At 72.4% G+C, this 14519-nt stretch carries 7 protein-coding genes; 5 read left to right on the forward strand and 2 right to left on the reverse strand.

Annotation, left to right across the window (positions count from 1 at the left end; translation table 11 throughout):
• Positions 1-74: 74 nt before the first annotated feature.
• Positions 75-3401: a BTAD domain-containing putative transcriptional regulator gene (locus tag ACFYNU_RS21250; RefSeq protein WP_356590607.1), complete on the reverse strand. Its 3327-nt coding sequence runs from the start codon at positions 3399-3401 to the stop codon at positions 75-77.
• A 167-nt stretch (positions 3402-3568) separates the two neighbouring features.
• On the opposite strand from ACFYNU_RS21250, the gene ACFYNU_RS21255 reads away from it, so the two are divergent.
• On the forward strand, positions 3569-4462 hold the full coding sequence (locus ACFYNU_RS21255) for an NAD(P)-binding domain-containing protein (RefSeq protein WP_356590609.1): 894 nt from the start codon (positions 3569-3571) through the stop codon (positions 4460-4462).
• 224 nt (positions 4463-4686) lie between these two features.
• On the opposite strand, the gene katG is transcribed toward ACFYNU_RS21255, so the two are convergent.
• A complete protein-coding gene (gene katG, locus ACFYNU_RS21260; RefSeq protein ID WP_356590611.1) occupies positions 4687-6918 on the reverse strand; it encodes a catalase/peroxidase HPI in 2232 nt (743 codons plus the stop codon).
• Positions 6919-7091: 173 nt separating this feature from the next.
• On the opposite strand from katG, the gene ACFYNU_RS21265 reads away from it, so the two are divergent.
• From ACFYNU_RS21265 to ACFYNU_RS21280, 4 genes are all read left to right on the forward strand, one after another.
• Entirely contained in the window at positions 7092-7517 is a 426-nt protein-coding gene (locus tag ACFYNU_RS21265; RefSeq protein WP_356590613.1) for a Fur family transcriptional regulator, read from the forward strand.
• Between the two features lie 247 nt (positions 7518-7764).
• The gene (locus tag ACFYNU_RS21270; RefSeq protein WP_356590615.1) at positions 7765-10542 is read left to right on the forward strand and encodes an AAA family ATPase; all 2778 of its coding nucleotides are present in this window, start codon (positions 7765-7767) and stop codon (positions 10540-10542) included.
• Positions 10543-10734: 192 nt separating this feature from the next.
• Positions 10735-11820 carry a medium chain dehydrogenase/reductase family protein gene (locus tag ACFYNU_RS21275; RefSeq protein ID WP_356590617.1) on the forward strand — a complete coding sequence of 362 codons (1086 nt, stop codon included), beginning with the start codon at positions 10735-10737 and terminating at the stop codon, positions 11818-11820.
• A 178-nt stretch (positions 11821-11998) separates the two neighbouring features.
• Positions 11999-14368, forward strand: a complete 2370-nt coding sequence (locus ACFYNU_RS21280; RefSeq protein WP_356590619.1) for an esterase-like activity of phytase family protein — start codon at positions 11999-12001, stop codon at positions 14366-14368.
• Positions 14369-14519 lie beyond the last annotated feature (151 nt).

Here is a 14519-nt window from a genome sequence, read left to right on the forward strand (position 1 = left end):
CCGAAGACTTGAAGACCTGAAGACTTGAAAACTCGACGACTCGGCGGCTCGGCTGGAAGTCTCTTCGACCGGCGTCACTTCGTCGCCAGAGCCCGCGCCCCCGGCATGTCCAGCAGCGCGCCCCGGGCGAACTCCGTGTCGAAGCCGGCCGCCCCGAGCGCCTCGCGCGCCACGGCCGTGACACGGTCCACGTCCCGGCGTTCGGCGGGCGGCAGCGGGGCGCCGACGGAGTCGCGGGCAGCCGCCGCCGCGCCCAGCAGTCTGGCCGAGTCGCCGTACCGGCCGGCGGCGGCCTGTGCGCCGGCCAGGCCCTCCACCGCCAGGGCCACGGCACGCGGGTCGCCGAGTTCGTACGCGGTGTCGAAGCCCTCCAGGTGCAGGGCGCGGGCGGTGTCGGCGTCGCCGCGCAGTTCGGCGACGAAGCCCAGTTCCGCCAGCGCGAGTGTGCTGCCGGGCCCGTACCCCACCTCGCGGAACCAGGCGAGCAGCCCGCGCATATGGTGCTCCGCCAGGTCGTGGTCCCCCTCCTGGCGGGCGCCGAGTCCGAGGCCGATCTCGGCGTCGACCTCGCCGGATCTGAGGTTCTGTTCGCGCGCCAGCTTGAGGGCGCGGCCGTGGAACTCGCGGGCGCGCGTGAGATCCCCCGTGAGGAGATGGATCCGGCCCAGACCCGACAGCCGCTTGGTGGCCTCGGTCCACAGTCCGAGCTGTTCGGCGATGGCCAGCCCGTCGCGGTGGAGGCGCGCTGCGTGCTCGTAGTCGCCGGTGATCTGGCTCAGCGCGGCCAGCGGGAACACGGTCTGGAGGCGTCCCCATCGGTCGCCGGTCTCCTCGAAGAGCCGGGCGCTGCGTTCGCCGTCGCGCCGGACGGCGTCCAGATCGCCGCGGGCCATCGCGTGCCGGGCCCGTACGCTCAGCGCCGCCGCCGTTCCCCAGGGGTCGCCGATGCCGTGGAACGCCTCCAGGGACCGGTTCACCAGGCTCTCCCCGGTGGCGACATCGCCGGATCCCATCTGCGCGAAGCCCAGGAACCACAGGGCGGTCGCCCGGTCGAGAGGATCCTCGATCCCGTCGATCCCGTCTGTGCCGTCTGTGCCGTCCGTGCCGTCTGTGCCGGCCGCGCGGGGCTCGCCTTGCAGCAGGCCGATACCCGCCCGCCATGCCGTGGCCAGGGCGCGATCGGACGTGGGCGCCGGTACGGCCGCGAGCGCCGCGTCCAGGGAACGGCGGGCCTCCGTCGGCCGGCCGCGCAGCACCCAGTACCAGGCCAGCGCGTTCACCGTACGCAACGCCCGCTCGCCGGCCCCGTGCCGTACGGCGAAATCGAGCGCGCTGCTCAGATTGGCCGTCTCCCCGTCCAGCCTTTCCAGCCAGCGCCGTTGCTCGGGCCTCCGGAGCAACGGCCCGGCGTGGCAGGCGAGTTCGGTGTAATACCGGCTGTGCTGTTCGCGTACGGCGTCGAACTCGCCCACCGCCCGGAGCTGTTCGGCGCAGTACTCCCTGACCGACTCCAGCAGCCGGTAGCGGGGACCGTCCGGCCGGTCGGAGAGCACGACCAGGGACCGTTCCACCAGGCGCGCGAGCAAATCGAAGACATCGGCGGACCGTACGTCGCCGTCCCCGGCGCAGACCTTCTCGGCCGCCTCCAGGGCGCAACTGCCGCTGTGGACGGCCAGTCTGCGCAGCACGACGCGCTCGGGCGCGGTCAGCAGGCCCCAGCTCCAGTCGATCACCGCGCGCAGGGTCCGTTGCCGGTCGGGCGCGTTGCGGGGGCCGACGGCCAGCAGGGTGAACCGGTCGTCCAGCCGGGCGACCAGACCGTGTACGCCGATGGTCCGCACGCGCGACGCGGCGAGTTCAAGTGCGAGCGGAATGCCGTCGAGACGGCGGCACAGCTCGGCGACGGCGACCGCCTCGGCCTCGGCTTCCGCCCCCGTACCGTCTTGGTCGTGGGACCGAGCGTCGACTCCGGCGCGGCCCCCGGCCCGCGCGGTGAACAGCGCGACGGCGCTCGGCAGGGGGAGCGGCGGCACCGGCCACACCTGTTCGCCGCTGATGGCGAGCGGTTCCTGACTGGTCGTCAGCACTGTCAGGCCGGGCGCGTTCGGGAGCAGCGCGGCGGCCAGTTCGGCGACCGGGCCCACGACGTGCTCGCAGTTGTCCAGGACGAGCAGCAGCCGCCGCTCGCGCAGCGCCCCGGCCAGCCGGCCGACCGGGGACAGCGCCCCGCCCGCCGGGCTCTCCCCGTCGCTCTCCTGGATGCCCAGGACTCGCAACACGGCCTCGGCCGCCGCGTTCACCGCGTCCGGATCGGCCTGCTGACCCGGCGCGGGCGCGAGTGCGGCCAGTTCCACGAGCCAGACGCCGTCGGGATACGCGTCGGGATATGTGTCGGGGTACGCGGCGGGGTCCGGCTCGGCGAACCGTCCCGCGACCTCCACGGCCAGCCGGGTCTTGCCGACCCCGCCGGGGCCGGTGAGGGTGACCAGCCGGGCGGCGCCGAGCAGGGCGCGTATCGCGGCGGCGTCCTCCTCCCGGCCGACGATCTCGGTGAGCGGGGCGGGCAGATTCGTACGGCGGGACGGACGGACACCGAGCGGGACACCTGGACCGACACCGGCAGGGTCACCGAGAGAGGCGGCCTCGGGAACGGCCAAGTCCTGTCGTAGCACCGCCTGTTGGAGCGCCATCAACTCGCGTCCCGGCTCCAGGCCCAGCTCGTCGGAGAGCCGGCGCCGCAGGTCCGCGAAACTCTCCAGCGCCTCGGTCTGGCGCCCCGCGCCGTACAACGCCCGTAGCTGTACGGCGCGCAGCCGTTCCCGCAGCGGGTGCGCGGCGACCAGGCCGCCGAGTTCACCGGCCAGCTCTGCGTGCTCGCCCAACTCCAGCCGTACTTCGGCCTGTTCCTCCAGAGCCGTCAGCCGCGCCTCCGCCAGCCGGTCGGCAGCGGCGAGGGCGAACGGCTCCCCGGCGAAGTCCGCGAACGCCTCCCCTCGCCAGAGGCCCAGCGCCTCGGCCAGCAGGTCCGCCTTCGTACGCGGCACGGTCTCGGTCCGCGCCCGGTCCAGCAGCGCGGTGAACCTGCCCGCGTCGACAGCCTCGGGGCCGGCCCGCAGGAGATACCCGGAAGCCCCGGCCCCGGACACCACCAGCTCCCGCCCGCCCGGCTCGGCACGCTCCAGTGCGCGGCGCAGCTGCGAGACCTTTCCCTGCAACGTGTTGCCGGGGTCGGCCGGCAGCGCGGACCCCCACAGCCCGTCCACCAGTCGGCCGACGGAGACGGCGCGCCCCGGATCCATCAGCAACTGGGCCAGCAGCGCACGGACCTTGGCGCCGGGGATCGGAACGGGATCACCGTCCGCCGTCCACACGGCCAGCGGACCGAGCACCCCGAATCGCATACGCCCAGCCTAACGATGCCGACCGACAGCGGACCGACAGTCGATCAACAGCCCTGCCCGGCAGAGTCCTTCTCATCGCACCGCACACGACAACCCGCACACGACAACCCGCACACGACAACCCGCACACGACAACCCGCACACGACAACAACGGAGGACACACCCCATGACCACCATCGCGCCCGCGCAGCAGCAGACCCTCACCGTCACCGTCATCGGGCTCGGCAACCTGGGCCGCGCCCTGGCCGCCGCCTTCCTCGACCAGGGCTACCGCACCACGGTCTGGAACCGTTCCCCGGCCAAGGCCGACGACCTCGTCGCCAGAGGCGCGCACCGGGCGGCGACGGTCGCCGAAGCCCTCGCGGCGGGCGAACTCGTCATCGTCTGCGTACTGGACTACGACACCGTGAGCCGGCTCCTGACGCCCGCCGCCGACGCGCTCCGGGGCCGGACCCTGCTCAACCTCACCTCCGGAACCCCGGAGCCCGCCCGCGAGTTGGCGGCCTGGGTCACGGCCCAGGGCGCCAACTATCTGGACGGCGCGGTCTACGCCGTACCGCAGACGCTCGGCACGGCGGACGCGTTCGTCCTCTACAGCGGTTCGTCCGCCGTCTTCGAGACGTACCGCGAACAGCTGGACCTCCTCGGCGCCCCCACCTTCGTCGGCGGTGACCCCGGCCTGGCCTCGCTGTACGACGTCGCGCTGCTCAGCGGCATGTATGGCATGTTCGCGGGCTTCTTCCAGTCGGTCGCGGTCGCCGACTCGGCGCAGATCAAGGCCACGGACATCACCGCCCTCCTGGTCCCCTGGCTGAACGGGGCAGCCGCCGCGCTGCCCGGCTTCGCGGCCGAGATCGACTCCGGCGACTACACGACGGAGACGTCCAATCTCGACATCAACACCGTGGGCCTGGCCAACATGCTGACGGCCACCAAGGCCCAGGGCGTCGGGGTGGACCTGCTGACCCCGCTCCAGACCCTCTTCGAGCACCAGCTGGCCCAGGGCCACGGCTCGGCCAGCCTCTCCCGGGCAATCGAATCACTGCGCCCCCCGCGCTGACGCCCGCCCCGCCGCGCGCTCCACCACACCGTCCGGGAACTGCGCCGGCGGGTCCCGGAGCGCCCCCATGTCCGGGCGGCGTACGTGCACGCGGGCACGTGAACGCCGAACGGCCGGGTCGGCCCGCGAACACCGCGGGCCGGCCCGGCCGTCGTCGTCTGCCGTCGTCTGCCGTCGTCGTCGTCGGCCGGTCGGAACCGGCCGGTCGGAACCGGCCGAGAGGATCAGACGAGGTCGAACCGGTCCAGGTTCGAGACCTTGGTCCACGCCGCGACGAAGTCGTTCACGAACTTCTCCTTCGCGTCGTCACTCGCGTATACCTCCGCGACCGCGCGCAGCTCGGAGTTCGACCCGAAGACCAGGTCGGCGCGGGTGCCGGTCCACTTGACCTCGCCGGTGGCGGCGTCGCGGGCCTCGAAGGTGTTCGCGTCCTCGGACGTCGCCGTCCACGTCGTGCCCAGGTCCAGCAGGTTGACGAAGAAGTCGTTGGTCAGCGACCCGGGGGTCTCGGTGAGGACACCGAGCGACGACTGCTGGTAGTTCGCGCCCAGGACACGCAGACCACCCACGAGGACGGTCAGCTCGGGGGCGCTGAGGGTCAGCAGGTTCGCCCGGTCGATCAGCAGGAACTCGGCCGGCAGCCGGTGGCCCTTGCCGAGGTAGTTGCGGAACCCGTCGGCGACCGGCTCCAGCGCGGCGAACGACTCGACGTCCGTCTGCTCCTGCGACGCGTCCGCGCGGCCCGGCGTGAAGGGGACCTCGATGTCGAAGCCGGCGCTCTTGGCGGCCTGTTCGACGGCGGCGGCTCCGGCGAGCACGATCAGGTCGGCGAGCGAGATGCGCTTTCCGCCGTTCGGGCCGGCGTTGAAGCTCTCCTGGATGCCTTCGAGCGTACGGAGCACCGTCGCGAGCCGGTCGGGGTCGTTGACCTCCCAGCCGATCTGCGGCTGGAGGCGGATCCGCGCGCCGTTGGCGCCGCCGCGCTTGTCGCTGCCGCGGAAGGACGAGGCCGACGCCCAGGCGGTCGACACCAGCTGGGACACCGACAGGCCCGAGGCCAGGACCTGCTCCTTGAGGGAGGCGATGTCCACGGCGTCGACGAGTTCGTCCGTGACGGCGGGGATCGGGTCCTGCCACACCAGCGTCTCGGCGGGCACCTCGGTGCCGAGGTAGCGCACGATCGGGCCCATGTCACGGTGCGTCAGCTTGAACCACGCGCGGGCGAAGGCGTCCGCGAACTCTGCGGGGTTCTCCAGGAAGCGCCGCGAGATCTGCTCGTACGCCGGGTCGACGCGGAGCGCGAGGTCGGTCGTGAGCATCGTCGGGGCGTGGCTCTTCGACGCGTCGTGGGCGTCGGGTACGGTGCCGGCGCCGCCGCCGTCCTTGGGCCGCCACTGGTTGGCGCCGGCGGGGCTGGTGAACAGCTCCCACTCGTAGCCGTAAAGGATCTCCAGGAAGCTGTTGTCCCAGGTGATGGGGGTGTTGGTCCAGATGCCCTCAAGGCCACTGGTGATGGTGTCGCCGCCCTTGCCGGTGCCGAAGCTGTTCTTCCAGCCGAAGCCCTGCTGCTCGATCGGGGCGGCCTCCGGGTCGGCGCCGACGTTGTCCGCCGGGCCCGCGCCGTGGGTCTTGCCGAAGGTGTGGCCGCCGGCGATGAGGGCGACCGTCTCCTCGTCGTTCATCGCCATGCGGCGGAACGTCTCACGGATGTCGCGCGCCGAGGCGAGCGGGTCCGGACTGCCGTTGGGGCCCTCGGGGTTGACGTAGATGAGGCCCATCTGGACGGCGCCGAGGGGGCTTTCCAGCTCGCGGTCACCGGTGTAGCGCTCGTCGCCGAGCCAGGTGGTCTCGGGACCCCAGTACACGTCCTCCTCGGGCTCCCAGACGTCCGCGCGGCCACCGGCGAAGCCGAAGGTCTCGAAGCCCATGGTCTCCAGGGCGACGTTGCCGGCGAGGATCATCAGGTCGGCCCAGGACAGGCTCTGGCCGTACTTCTTCTTCACCGGCCACAGGAGTCGGCGGGCCTTGTCGAGGTTGCCGTTGTCCGGCCAGCTGTTGAGGGGGGCGAAGCGCTGCTGGCCGGCTCCGGCGCCGCCGCGGCCGTCGCTGATGCGGTACGTGCCCGCGCTGTGCCAGGCCATCCGGATGATGAAGGGGCCGTAGTGCCCGAAGTCGGCGGGCCACCAGTCCTGCGAGGTCGTCAGGACCTCGGCGATGTCCTGCTTGACGGCCGGGAGGTCAAGGGACTTGAAGGCCTCGGCGTAGTCGAACTCCGCACCCAGGGGGTTGGCCACCGCGGGGTTCTTGGCAAGGATCTTCAGGTTGAGCTGCTCGGGCCACCACGCGCGGTTTCCGCCGCCCTGGGTCGGGTGCGGCGCGCGCCCGTGTGCGACGGGGCAGCCGCCTTCACCCTCCGATTTCGCGTCTACGACGATTGCGTCATGGTTCTCAGACATGGGAATCCTTCCGGACCAAGCGGATTGCGGTTCTCAGGCGGCCGGACCCGATCCTACGATGGACAGAGTCCAAGTCAAGAAGCGAACTAAAACCGCATTCAGTAAGATACGGCCGAAACATGGACATCCACGGACGAACATCTGATGTCCCGAACCTGAACAGGTGATCCCACATGAGCGACCTGCTGGAGCGACTGCGCGGGCGTGGCTGGCGGATGACCTCCCAGCGCCGGGTCGTGGCCCAGGTTCTCGACGGCGATCACGTGCACCTCACGGCCGACGAGGTGCACACCCTGGCGGCGCGGCTGCTGCCCGAGATCTCCCGGGCCACCGTCTACAACACCCTGGGTGAACTGGTCTCCCTCGGCGAGGTCGTGGAGGTCTCGGCGGCGGGCCGGGCCATGCGCTACGACCCCAACGCGCACCATCCGCACCAGCACTTGGTCTGTTCCGACTGCGGCACCATCCGGGACGTCCATCCCACCGGCGATCCACTGGCCGGGCTTCCGGCGGCGGAACGGTTCGGGTTCACGGTGTCCGAGGCGGAGGTCACGTATCGCGGGCTCTGTCCGTCGTGTGCGAGCGGCCGTCGGGTGTGAGCGGTCACCGTGTGCGAGCGGCCGTCGGGTGTGAATGACCCCCGGGTGTGAATGACCTCGGTGTTCGGGAAATCTAACACTGCAAAATTCTCTGTCGCCTCACTAACGTCAGCGGCACCTGGAGCACCTGGAGCACCTGTAACACCCGGGGCACAGGGCGGCACTTTCGGCAACCCGTGCGCCGAATCTCGCGTGCTCGCAGGTAGAGCGAGTTGACCCGACAGCGCTGACCGGAAGGCCGATTCCCATGCGGTTCGTAGCTCGACACGCTGAGCGACGCGCGCTCGACCAACTGCTGAACTCGGCGTCCACCGGACAAGGCGGGTCGCTCGTCGTGTCCGGTGACGCGGGGATCGGCAAATCGGCCCTCATCGACAACGCGGTGGCGGCCCTGGACGGGTTCGCGGTGCTGAGCGCCGCCGGCACCGAGTTCGAACGGGATCTGCTGTACGCGTCGCTGCACCAGCTCTGCGCGCCGTTCCTTGAGTACCGGGTGGGGCTGCCCTCGGTCCAACGAGGCGCGCTGGAGGCGGTGTTCGGCCTCGGTGAGCAGACGTCGCCCGACTCGCTGACGGTCGGCCTCGCCGTACTGGGGCTGCTGCGCGCGGTGGCGGTGGAGCACCCGGTGTGCTGCGTCGTGGAGGACGCCCAGTGGATCGACGACGGTTCGCGGCGGGCGCTGGTCTTCGTCGCCCGGCGCGTGGCGAGCGAGCGGATAGCGGTGCTGTTCGCCGCGCGTGACGTCGGTTCGCTGCGCGGCCTCGCCGATCTGCCGCGCCTGCCGCTCACCGGTCTGAGCGACGAGGACGCGCGCGCCGTACTGGGTGCGGCGTCGTACACCGGACCGGACAGCGAGGTGCTGGACCGGACGCTCGCCGAGGCGCGCGGCAACCCGTTGGCACTGCTGGAGTTCTCGCACGACGCCGGCCCCTTCGCGGTCGCCAGTCCGAAGCGGCTGCGGGCCACCGTTGTCGACGCGCTGGCGGAACAGTTCGTACACCGGCTTGAGCGACTGCCGTCCGCCGCGCGGTCGTCGGTGGTGCTCGCCGCGGCGGAGCCGGTCGGCGATCTCGGTCTGCTGCGGCGCGCGGCGAAGCTGCTCGACCTGGACATCGCGGGGCTCGCCGCCGCGGAGGACGCCGGGCTGCTGACCCTCGGGCCGCGTCTGCGCTTCCGCCACCCTCTCGTACGCTCCGCCGTGTACGCGTCGGCCACTCCCGGCTTACGGCGACGGGTGCACGGCGCTCTCGCGGAGGCCACCGACCGCGAGACCGGGGTCGACCGCCGGGCGTGGCACCGGGCCCACGCGGTCATCGACGTCGACGAGGACGTCGCGGCGGAACTGGAGCGCTCCGCCGAGTGGGCGCGGCTGCGCGGCGGATTCGCCGCCGCCGCAGCGTTCATGGAGCGGGCGGCGCAGTTGACGCCGGTCGCCGAGCGCACGGGCGGCGACAGCACGGGCGGCGACCGGGGAGCCGGCCACCCGGCGGACCCCCAGGCCGACCGCCGGGCATGCCGGCTGCTCTCCGCCGCGAAGCTGCGACTCCAGGCCGGTGCGCCGAGGGCGGCCCGCGCGCTCGTCGAGCAGACGTCGCACCTCCCCATGGACGACCGCGGTCGCGCGGAGGCGCGCCTGCTGCACGCGCGCGTCGACTTCCAGCTCGGCCACAGTCCGGAAGCGACCACCACACTGGTCGACGTCGCCATGGAGTTCGCTCCCGACCGGGCCAGGGAGATGTATCTGGAGGCGTTCGCCTCGTTCATGTACAACGACAACCAGCCCGGCCTGCTCAAGCAGTTGGGCGCGGAGATCCGTAAGCGGGCACCCAGGCGCGAGCCCGCCCGGCCCGTCGACATGCTGCTCGACGCCCTGCTCGACCAGATCATGCTGCCTCTGGAGGAGGCGGTGCCCACGATGCTCGGCGTGGCCAGGGCCTGCCGTGCCGCCGCGGCCTCGGCCTCGACGGGCCCGTGGCGGATGAATCTGGCCTGCCAGCTCGTCATCGATCTGCGCGAGGACGAACTGATGGAGGAGATCTCCGACCGTCAGGTGGAGGTCGCGCGCGACCAGGGCGCGCTCGCCGTACTGCCGCAGGCGCTGCGCTACCAGGCGATCGCCAGGGTCGCGGTGGGCCGGTTCGACGAGGCCGACGCCAGCCTCGCCGAGGCGCGGGCGGTCGACGAGGCGGCGGGCACGGCCCCGCTCGTGGGCGCCGAACTCGTCTACGCGGGCTTCCGGGGCGACCTCGACCACTTCCGGGAGATCCAGGCGCAACTCGGCCGTGGCGGGCGGCCGTTCGAGACTGCCGGCCAGCACTACGCCAGCGCGGTCCTGCACAACGGGCTCGGCGACTACGACGCGGCGCTGGACGCCGCGCTCGCCGCCGAGCGCCGGCTCCGGTCGGGCTCGTACTCGATCTGGGCCGTCCACAGCGAGCTGGTCGAGGCCGCCGCCCGTGCCGATCGCGGCGACGAGGCCGATGCCGCCCTGGACCACCTCGCGGCGCTGGCCCGCGCGAACCCCGTCCCGTGGGCCGTCGCCGAATGGCTGCGGGCGCGGGCCCTCCTCGGCCGGGAGGAGGACCGCGAGGGTCTGCACCGGGAGGCCATCGACCAGTTCTCGCAGACTCGGGTGCGGGTGCTGTACGCGCGCGCCCGGCTGACGTACGGGGAGTGGCTGCGCCGGGAGAACCGGCGTATCGAGGCACGGGTCGAGCTACGGGCGGCCCACGACATGCTGTCGGCCATGGGCGCCCGCGGCTTCGCCCAGCGCGCGGCCCGGGAACTGCGCGCCACCGGCGAGCAGCCGCGCAGGCAGGGCGAGGGCGGTCCGGGCGAGAGCCGGCTCGACCTGCTCACCGCGCAGGAGCGGCTCATCGCGGGGCAGGTCGCCGCCGGGGCGACGTCCAAGGAGGTGGCGGCGGCGCTGTTCCTCAGCCCGCGCACCATCGACACGCATCTGCGCAACGTGTACCGCAAGCTGGGCATCTCGTCGCGCCGCATGCTCCGCGAGATGACCCGGTGACCACCGGCGACGGCGGACGGGCGGCGGCGGACGGGCGACGGTGGACGGGCGACTGCGGACGGGACCGCTCGGACTACGTAGCGCCCGCCCTGGCTACGTAGTTTTCGCCGACGCACCAGCGTCCTTGACCAGGGGATCGTGAGAATCGGCAAGCCGGTGACCGGACCCTGAGAAGGAAGTGGGACAGGCGCGTTGATCACTGAGGTCGTTCTGCCGGGCGTCGTGGAGCCGGACGGTCTGGAACTGCGGACGCGACCGACGCCGCCGCTCCGGCCCGGACAGGCGCTGGTACGGATGGAGGCGACCGGGATCTCCTTCGCCGAGCAGCAGATGCGCCGTGGCCGGTACTTCAACCAGCCGCCGTTCCCGTTCGTCCCCGGCTACGACGTCGTCGGTGTCATCCACGCGCTCGGCGACGACGGTCACGCGCCGTCCTGCCCGTCCTCCCGCCCGTCGGACCGCCCGTCGGACCCTCCGCAGTCCCACGCCCGGTTCGCGGTGGGCCGGCGGGTGGCGGCGCTGACGAAGACCGGCGCGTGGGCCGACCGCCTGGTGCTGCCGCTGGACGAACTGGTGGCGGTGCCCGACAGCCTCACCGCCGAGGAGGCGGAGACGGTGATCGTCAACGGCATCACCGCCCGCCGGATGCTCTCCGCCGCGCGGGTGCGCGGCGGAGACACGATCGTCGTGCTCGGCGCCAACGGCGGCGTCGGCTCGCTGCTGGTGCAGCTCGCCCGCCATGCCGGTGCCCGGGTGATCGGTGTCGCCTCCGCGCGGCACGCGCTGTATCTGCGCGAGTTGGGCGCCGTCCCGGTCGACCGGCACGGCGACTTCGCCGCCGAGATCCGGCGCATCGCCCCGCGGGGTGTGGCGGCCGTGTTCGACCACGTCGGCGGGCCGGGCATCCGCCGCTCCTTCTCGCTCCTGGCGCGCGGCGGCGTGCTCGTCGCGTACGGTACGGCCGCCGCCCGCGACCGGCGGGGCAACGCCCAACTCCCCGTCTACGCGCTGTTCGCGCGGCTGCTGCTCTGGCGCGTACTGCCCAACGGCCGTTCCACGACGTTCTTCAACCTCTGGGCCGGCCGCAGGCGAAACCCGCGGCGTCACCGGGTGGAGGTGCGCGCGGACCTGGAAGCGGTGTTCGACCATCTCGCGGCGGGCCATATCGCCGTCCGTATCGCCCGCGCCTTCCCGCTGTCGCAGATCGCGGAGGCCATGCGGTACGCGGAGTCGGGAGCCGTCGAGGGCAAGGTCGTCCTGCTGGCGGACCCCTGCTGACCCCCGGCCCCCAAGCTCCGAACCCCACCGAACCCCACCGAACCCCGCGCCGCCGCCACGTCTCCGCCGCCGCGTCCCGCCGCCCACCGGCGTCGACGCCTGTTCACCCGGACGCCGTTCCGTGCTCGCCCGCAGGTGCCACGATTCCGCCCTGCCACTGTCGCGCAACGGAGACACCATGCACCTCAAGCCCAAGAGAACCTACGCCGCGCTCGTAGCCGTAGCTGTCGCCGCCGGCATGCTGGCCGGTACGGGCGCGGCGAGCGCACACCAGGACTCGCACCGGGATTCGTACCGGGATTCATACCGGGACTCGCGCCAGGATTCGCACCAGGACCGGCGGCGCCCGCTCGCCTTCGACCGCACCGCCACCTACCCGGTCTTCCAGAACCGTCCCGCCGGCGAGGACCCCGCGTCCCCCACCGTCGCCGAGATCTCGGCGGCCGGCGAGGACGGCCGGACCCTCGTCTACACGGACGCGGCGGCCCGCCGGATCGGCTTCGTCGACATCGCCGACGCCGACCGCCCGCGCGGCCTCGGCACCCTGTCGCTGGCCGAACTCGGCAACGCGGAGGACGAGCCGACCTCGATCGCCGTCGTCGGCCCGTACGTCCTGGTGGTGGTGAACACCAGCGCCGACCACACCCACCCGTCCGGGCGGCTCGACGTCATCTCGCTGCGCGACCGGCGCCGGGTGGCGAGCCATGACCTCGGCGGCCAGCCCGACTCCCTCGCGATCAGCAAGGACAAGCGGTACGCCGCCATCGCGATCGAGAACGAGCGCGACGAGGAGGCGACCCCGCCCGGCGGCGAGGAGGGCGACCTGCCCCAACTCCCGGCCGGTTTCGTGCAGATCGTCGACCTCAAGGGCGCCGGGCCCGCGCAGTGGCGTACCCGCGCCGTCCCCCTGACGCGGCCGGACGGCACGGCACTGCCCGCCCTGCTGGCCGCCGGGATCACCGAACCGACCGACCCGGAGCCGGAGTACGTCTCCGTCAACCGCCGCAACCAGCTGGTGGTGACCCTCCAGGAGAACAACGGCGTCGTCCTGCTCGATCTGCCGACCGGCCGCATCACCAAGGCCTTCACCGCCGGTACGGCGTCGGTCGACGGCGTCGACACGGTCGAGGACGGCGACATCGATCTGACCGGCTCGATCACCGGCGTACCGCGCGAACCCGACTCGGTCGGCTGGATCGACGACCGCTACCTGGCCACCGCCAACGAGGGCGACTGGCGGGGCGGCACCCGCGGCTGGTCCGTCTTCGACAGCCGTACCGGCAAGGTCGTCTGGGACGCGGGCAACAGCTTCGAGGCACTCGCCGCGCGCCACGGGCTCCACAACGAGTCCCGCGCCGAGAAGAAGGGCACCGAGCCGGAGGGGCTGGCGATCGCCGAGTTCGACGGGGTGCGCTACGCGTTCGTCGGGTCGGAGCGCGGCAACTTCGTGGCGGTGTACGACCTGAGCCGGCCCACCGCCCCGGTCTTCCGCCAGGTGCTGGCCACCACCAACGGTCCCGAGGGGCTGCTGCCGATCCCGGCACGCGACCTGCTCGCCGTCTCCAGCGAGGAGGACGACGCCTCCGTCAACGTACGGGCCTCGGTGAGCCTCTTCCGTCTTGGCAGGAACACCCCCGCCTTCCCGAGCGTCGTCTCGGCCGACGACTCCACCGGCACGCCGATCGGCTGGGGCGCGCTCGGCGCGCTCTCCGCCGTACCCGGCCGGTCGCACCAGCTCTACAGCGCCACCGACGCCGCGTACACCACGACCAGGATCCTCACGATCGACGCGGCGCGCCAACCGGCGCTCATCAAACGACAGTTGACCGTCAAGGACGCCGACGGAAAGCCGACCGGTTACGACGTGGAAGGCATCCACGCCCGCCCGCGGGGCGGCTTCTGGCTGGCCGTGGAGGGCGCGACCGGCGCCGGCAACAAGCTGGTCCGGCTCGACGGCGGCGGCACGACCCGCCAGGTCGTCCCCCTGCCGGCGGACATCGCCGCGGGCCTCGCGGGACAGGGCTTCGAGGGCGTCACGGCGACCACCGACCGGCGCGGCCACGAGATCGTCTGGGCCACGCTCCAGCGCGAGGTCAAGACCGATCCGGCCGGGACCGTGCGCCTCGGCCGGTACGACGTCGAGGCCGGCACCTGGAGCTGGTACGGATACCGGATCGGCACGACCACCACGCCCGGTGACTGGATCGGCCTCTCCGAGATCACCGTGGTCGGAGACAAGCTGGCCGTCATCGAACGCGACAAGCTGAACGGCCCGTCCGCGAAGATCAAGCGGGTGTACACCGTCGACCTCCCGAAGTCCGCCGCCCCGGCGGGCCCGTTGCGCGTCCTGCCCAAGAAGCTCGCCCACGACGTGCTGCCCGATCTGCGCGCCACCAACGGCTGGACCCAGGAGAAGCTTGAGGGCCTGACTGTGGCCGGTGACGGCGACGTCTACGCGGTGACCGACAACGACGGCCTGGACAACGCCACCGGAGAGACGGCGTTGCTGAACCTGGGCTCCGCCAGGAAGATCTTCGGCCGCGACTGACGCACGTCCCTCACGCAGGTCCCTCACGCACGTCACTCACGCAGGTCCCTCACGCACGTCCCTCACGCGGGGCCGACGCCCCGTCCTGTACGAGTACGGCCGCCGGGCGCGTGACCGGCGGCCGTACGCTTCTCGCCAACGGCCACGTCGC

Source organism: Streptomyces sp. NPDC006643 (assembly GCF_042870175.1).
Taxonomy (GTDB): Bacteria; Actinomycetota; Actinomycetes; order Streptomycetales; family Streptomycetaceae; genus Streptomyces.

Excerpts from the sequence above, each read along its gene's own strand:
- ACFYNU_RS21255 (WP_356590609.1), top strand. The coding sequence starts at position 3,569 with ATGACCACCATCGCGCCCGCGCAGCAGCAGACCCTCACCGTCACCGTC.
- ACFYNU_RS21265 (WP_356590613.1), top strand. The coding sequence starts at position 7,092 with ATGAGCGACCTGCTGGAGCGACTGCGCGGGCGTGGCTGGCGGATGACC.
- ACFYNU_RS21270 (WP_356590615.1), top strand. The coding sequence starts at position 7,765 with ATGCGGTTCGTAGCTCGACACGCTGAGCGACGCGCGCTCGACCAACTG.
- katG (WP_356590611.1), bottom strand. The coding sequence starts at position 6,918 with ATGTCTGAGAACCATGACGCAATCGTCGTAGACGCGAAATCGGAGGGT.
- ACFYNU_RS21250 (WP_356590607.1), bottom strand. The coding sequence starts at position 3,401 with ATGCGATTCGGGGTGCTCGGTCCGCTGGCCGTGTGGACGGCGGACGGT.
- ACFYNU_RS21280 (WP_356590619.1), top strand. The coding sequence starts at position 11,999 with ATGCACCTCAAGCCCAAGAGAACCTACGCCGCGCTCGTAGCCGTAGCT.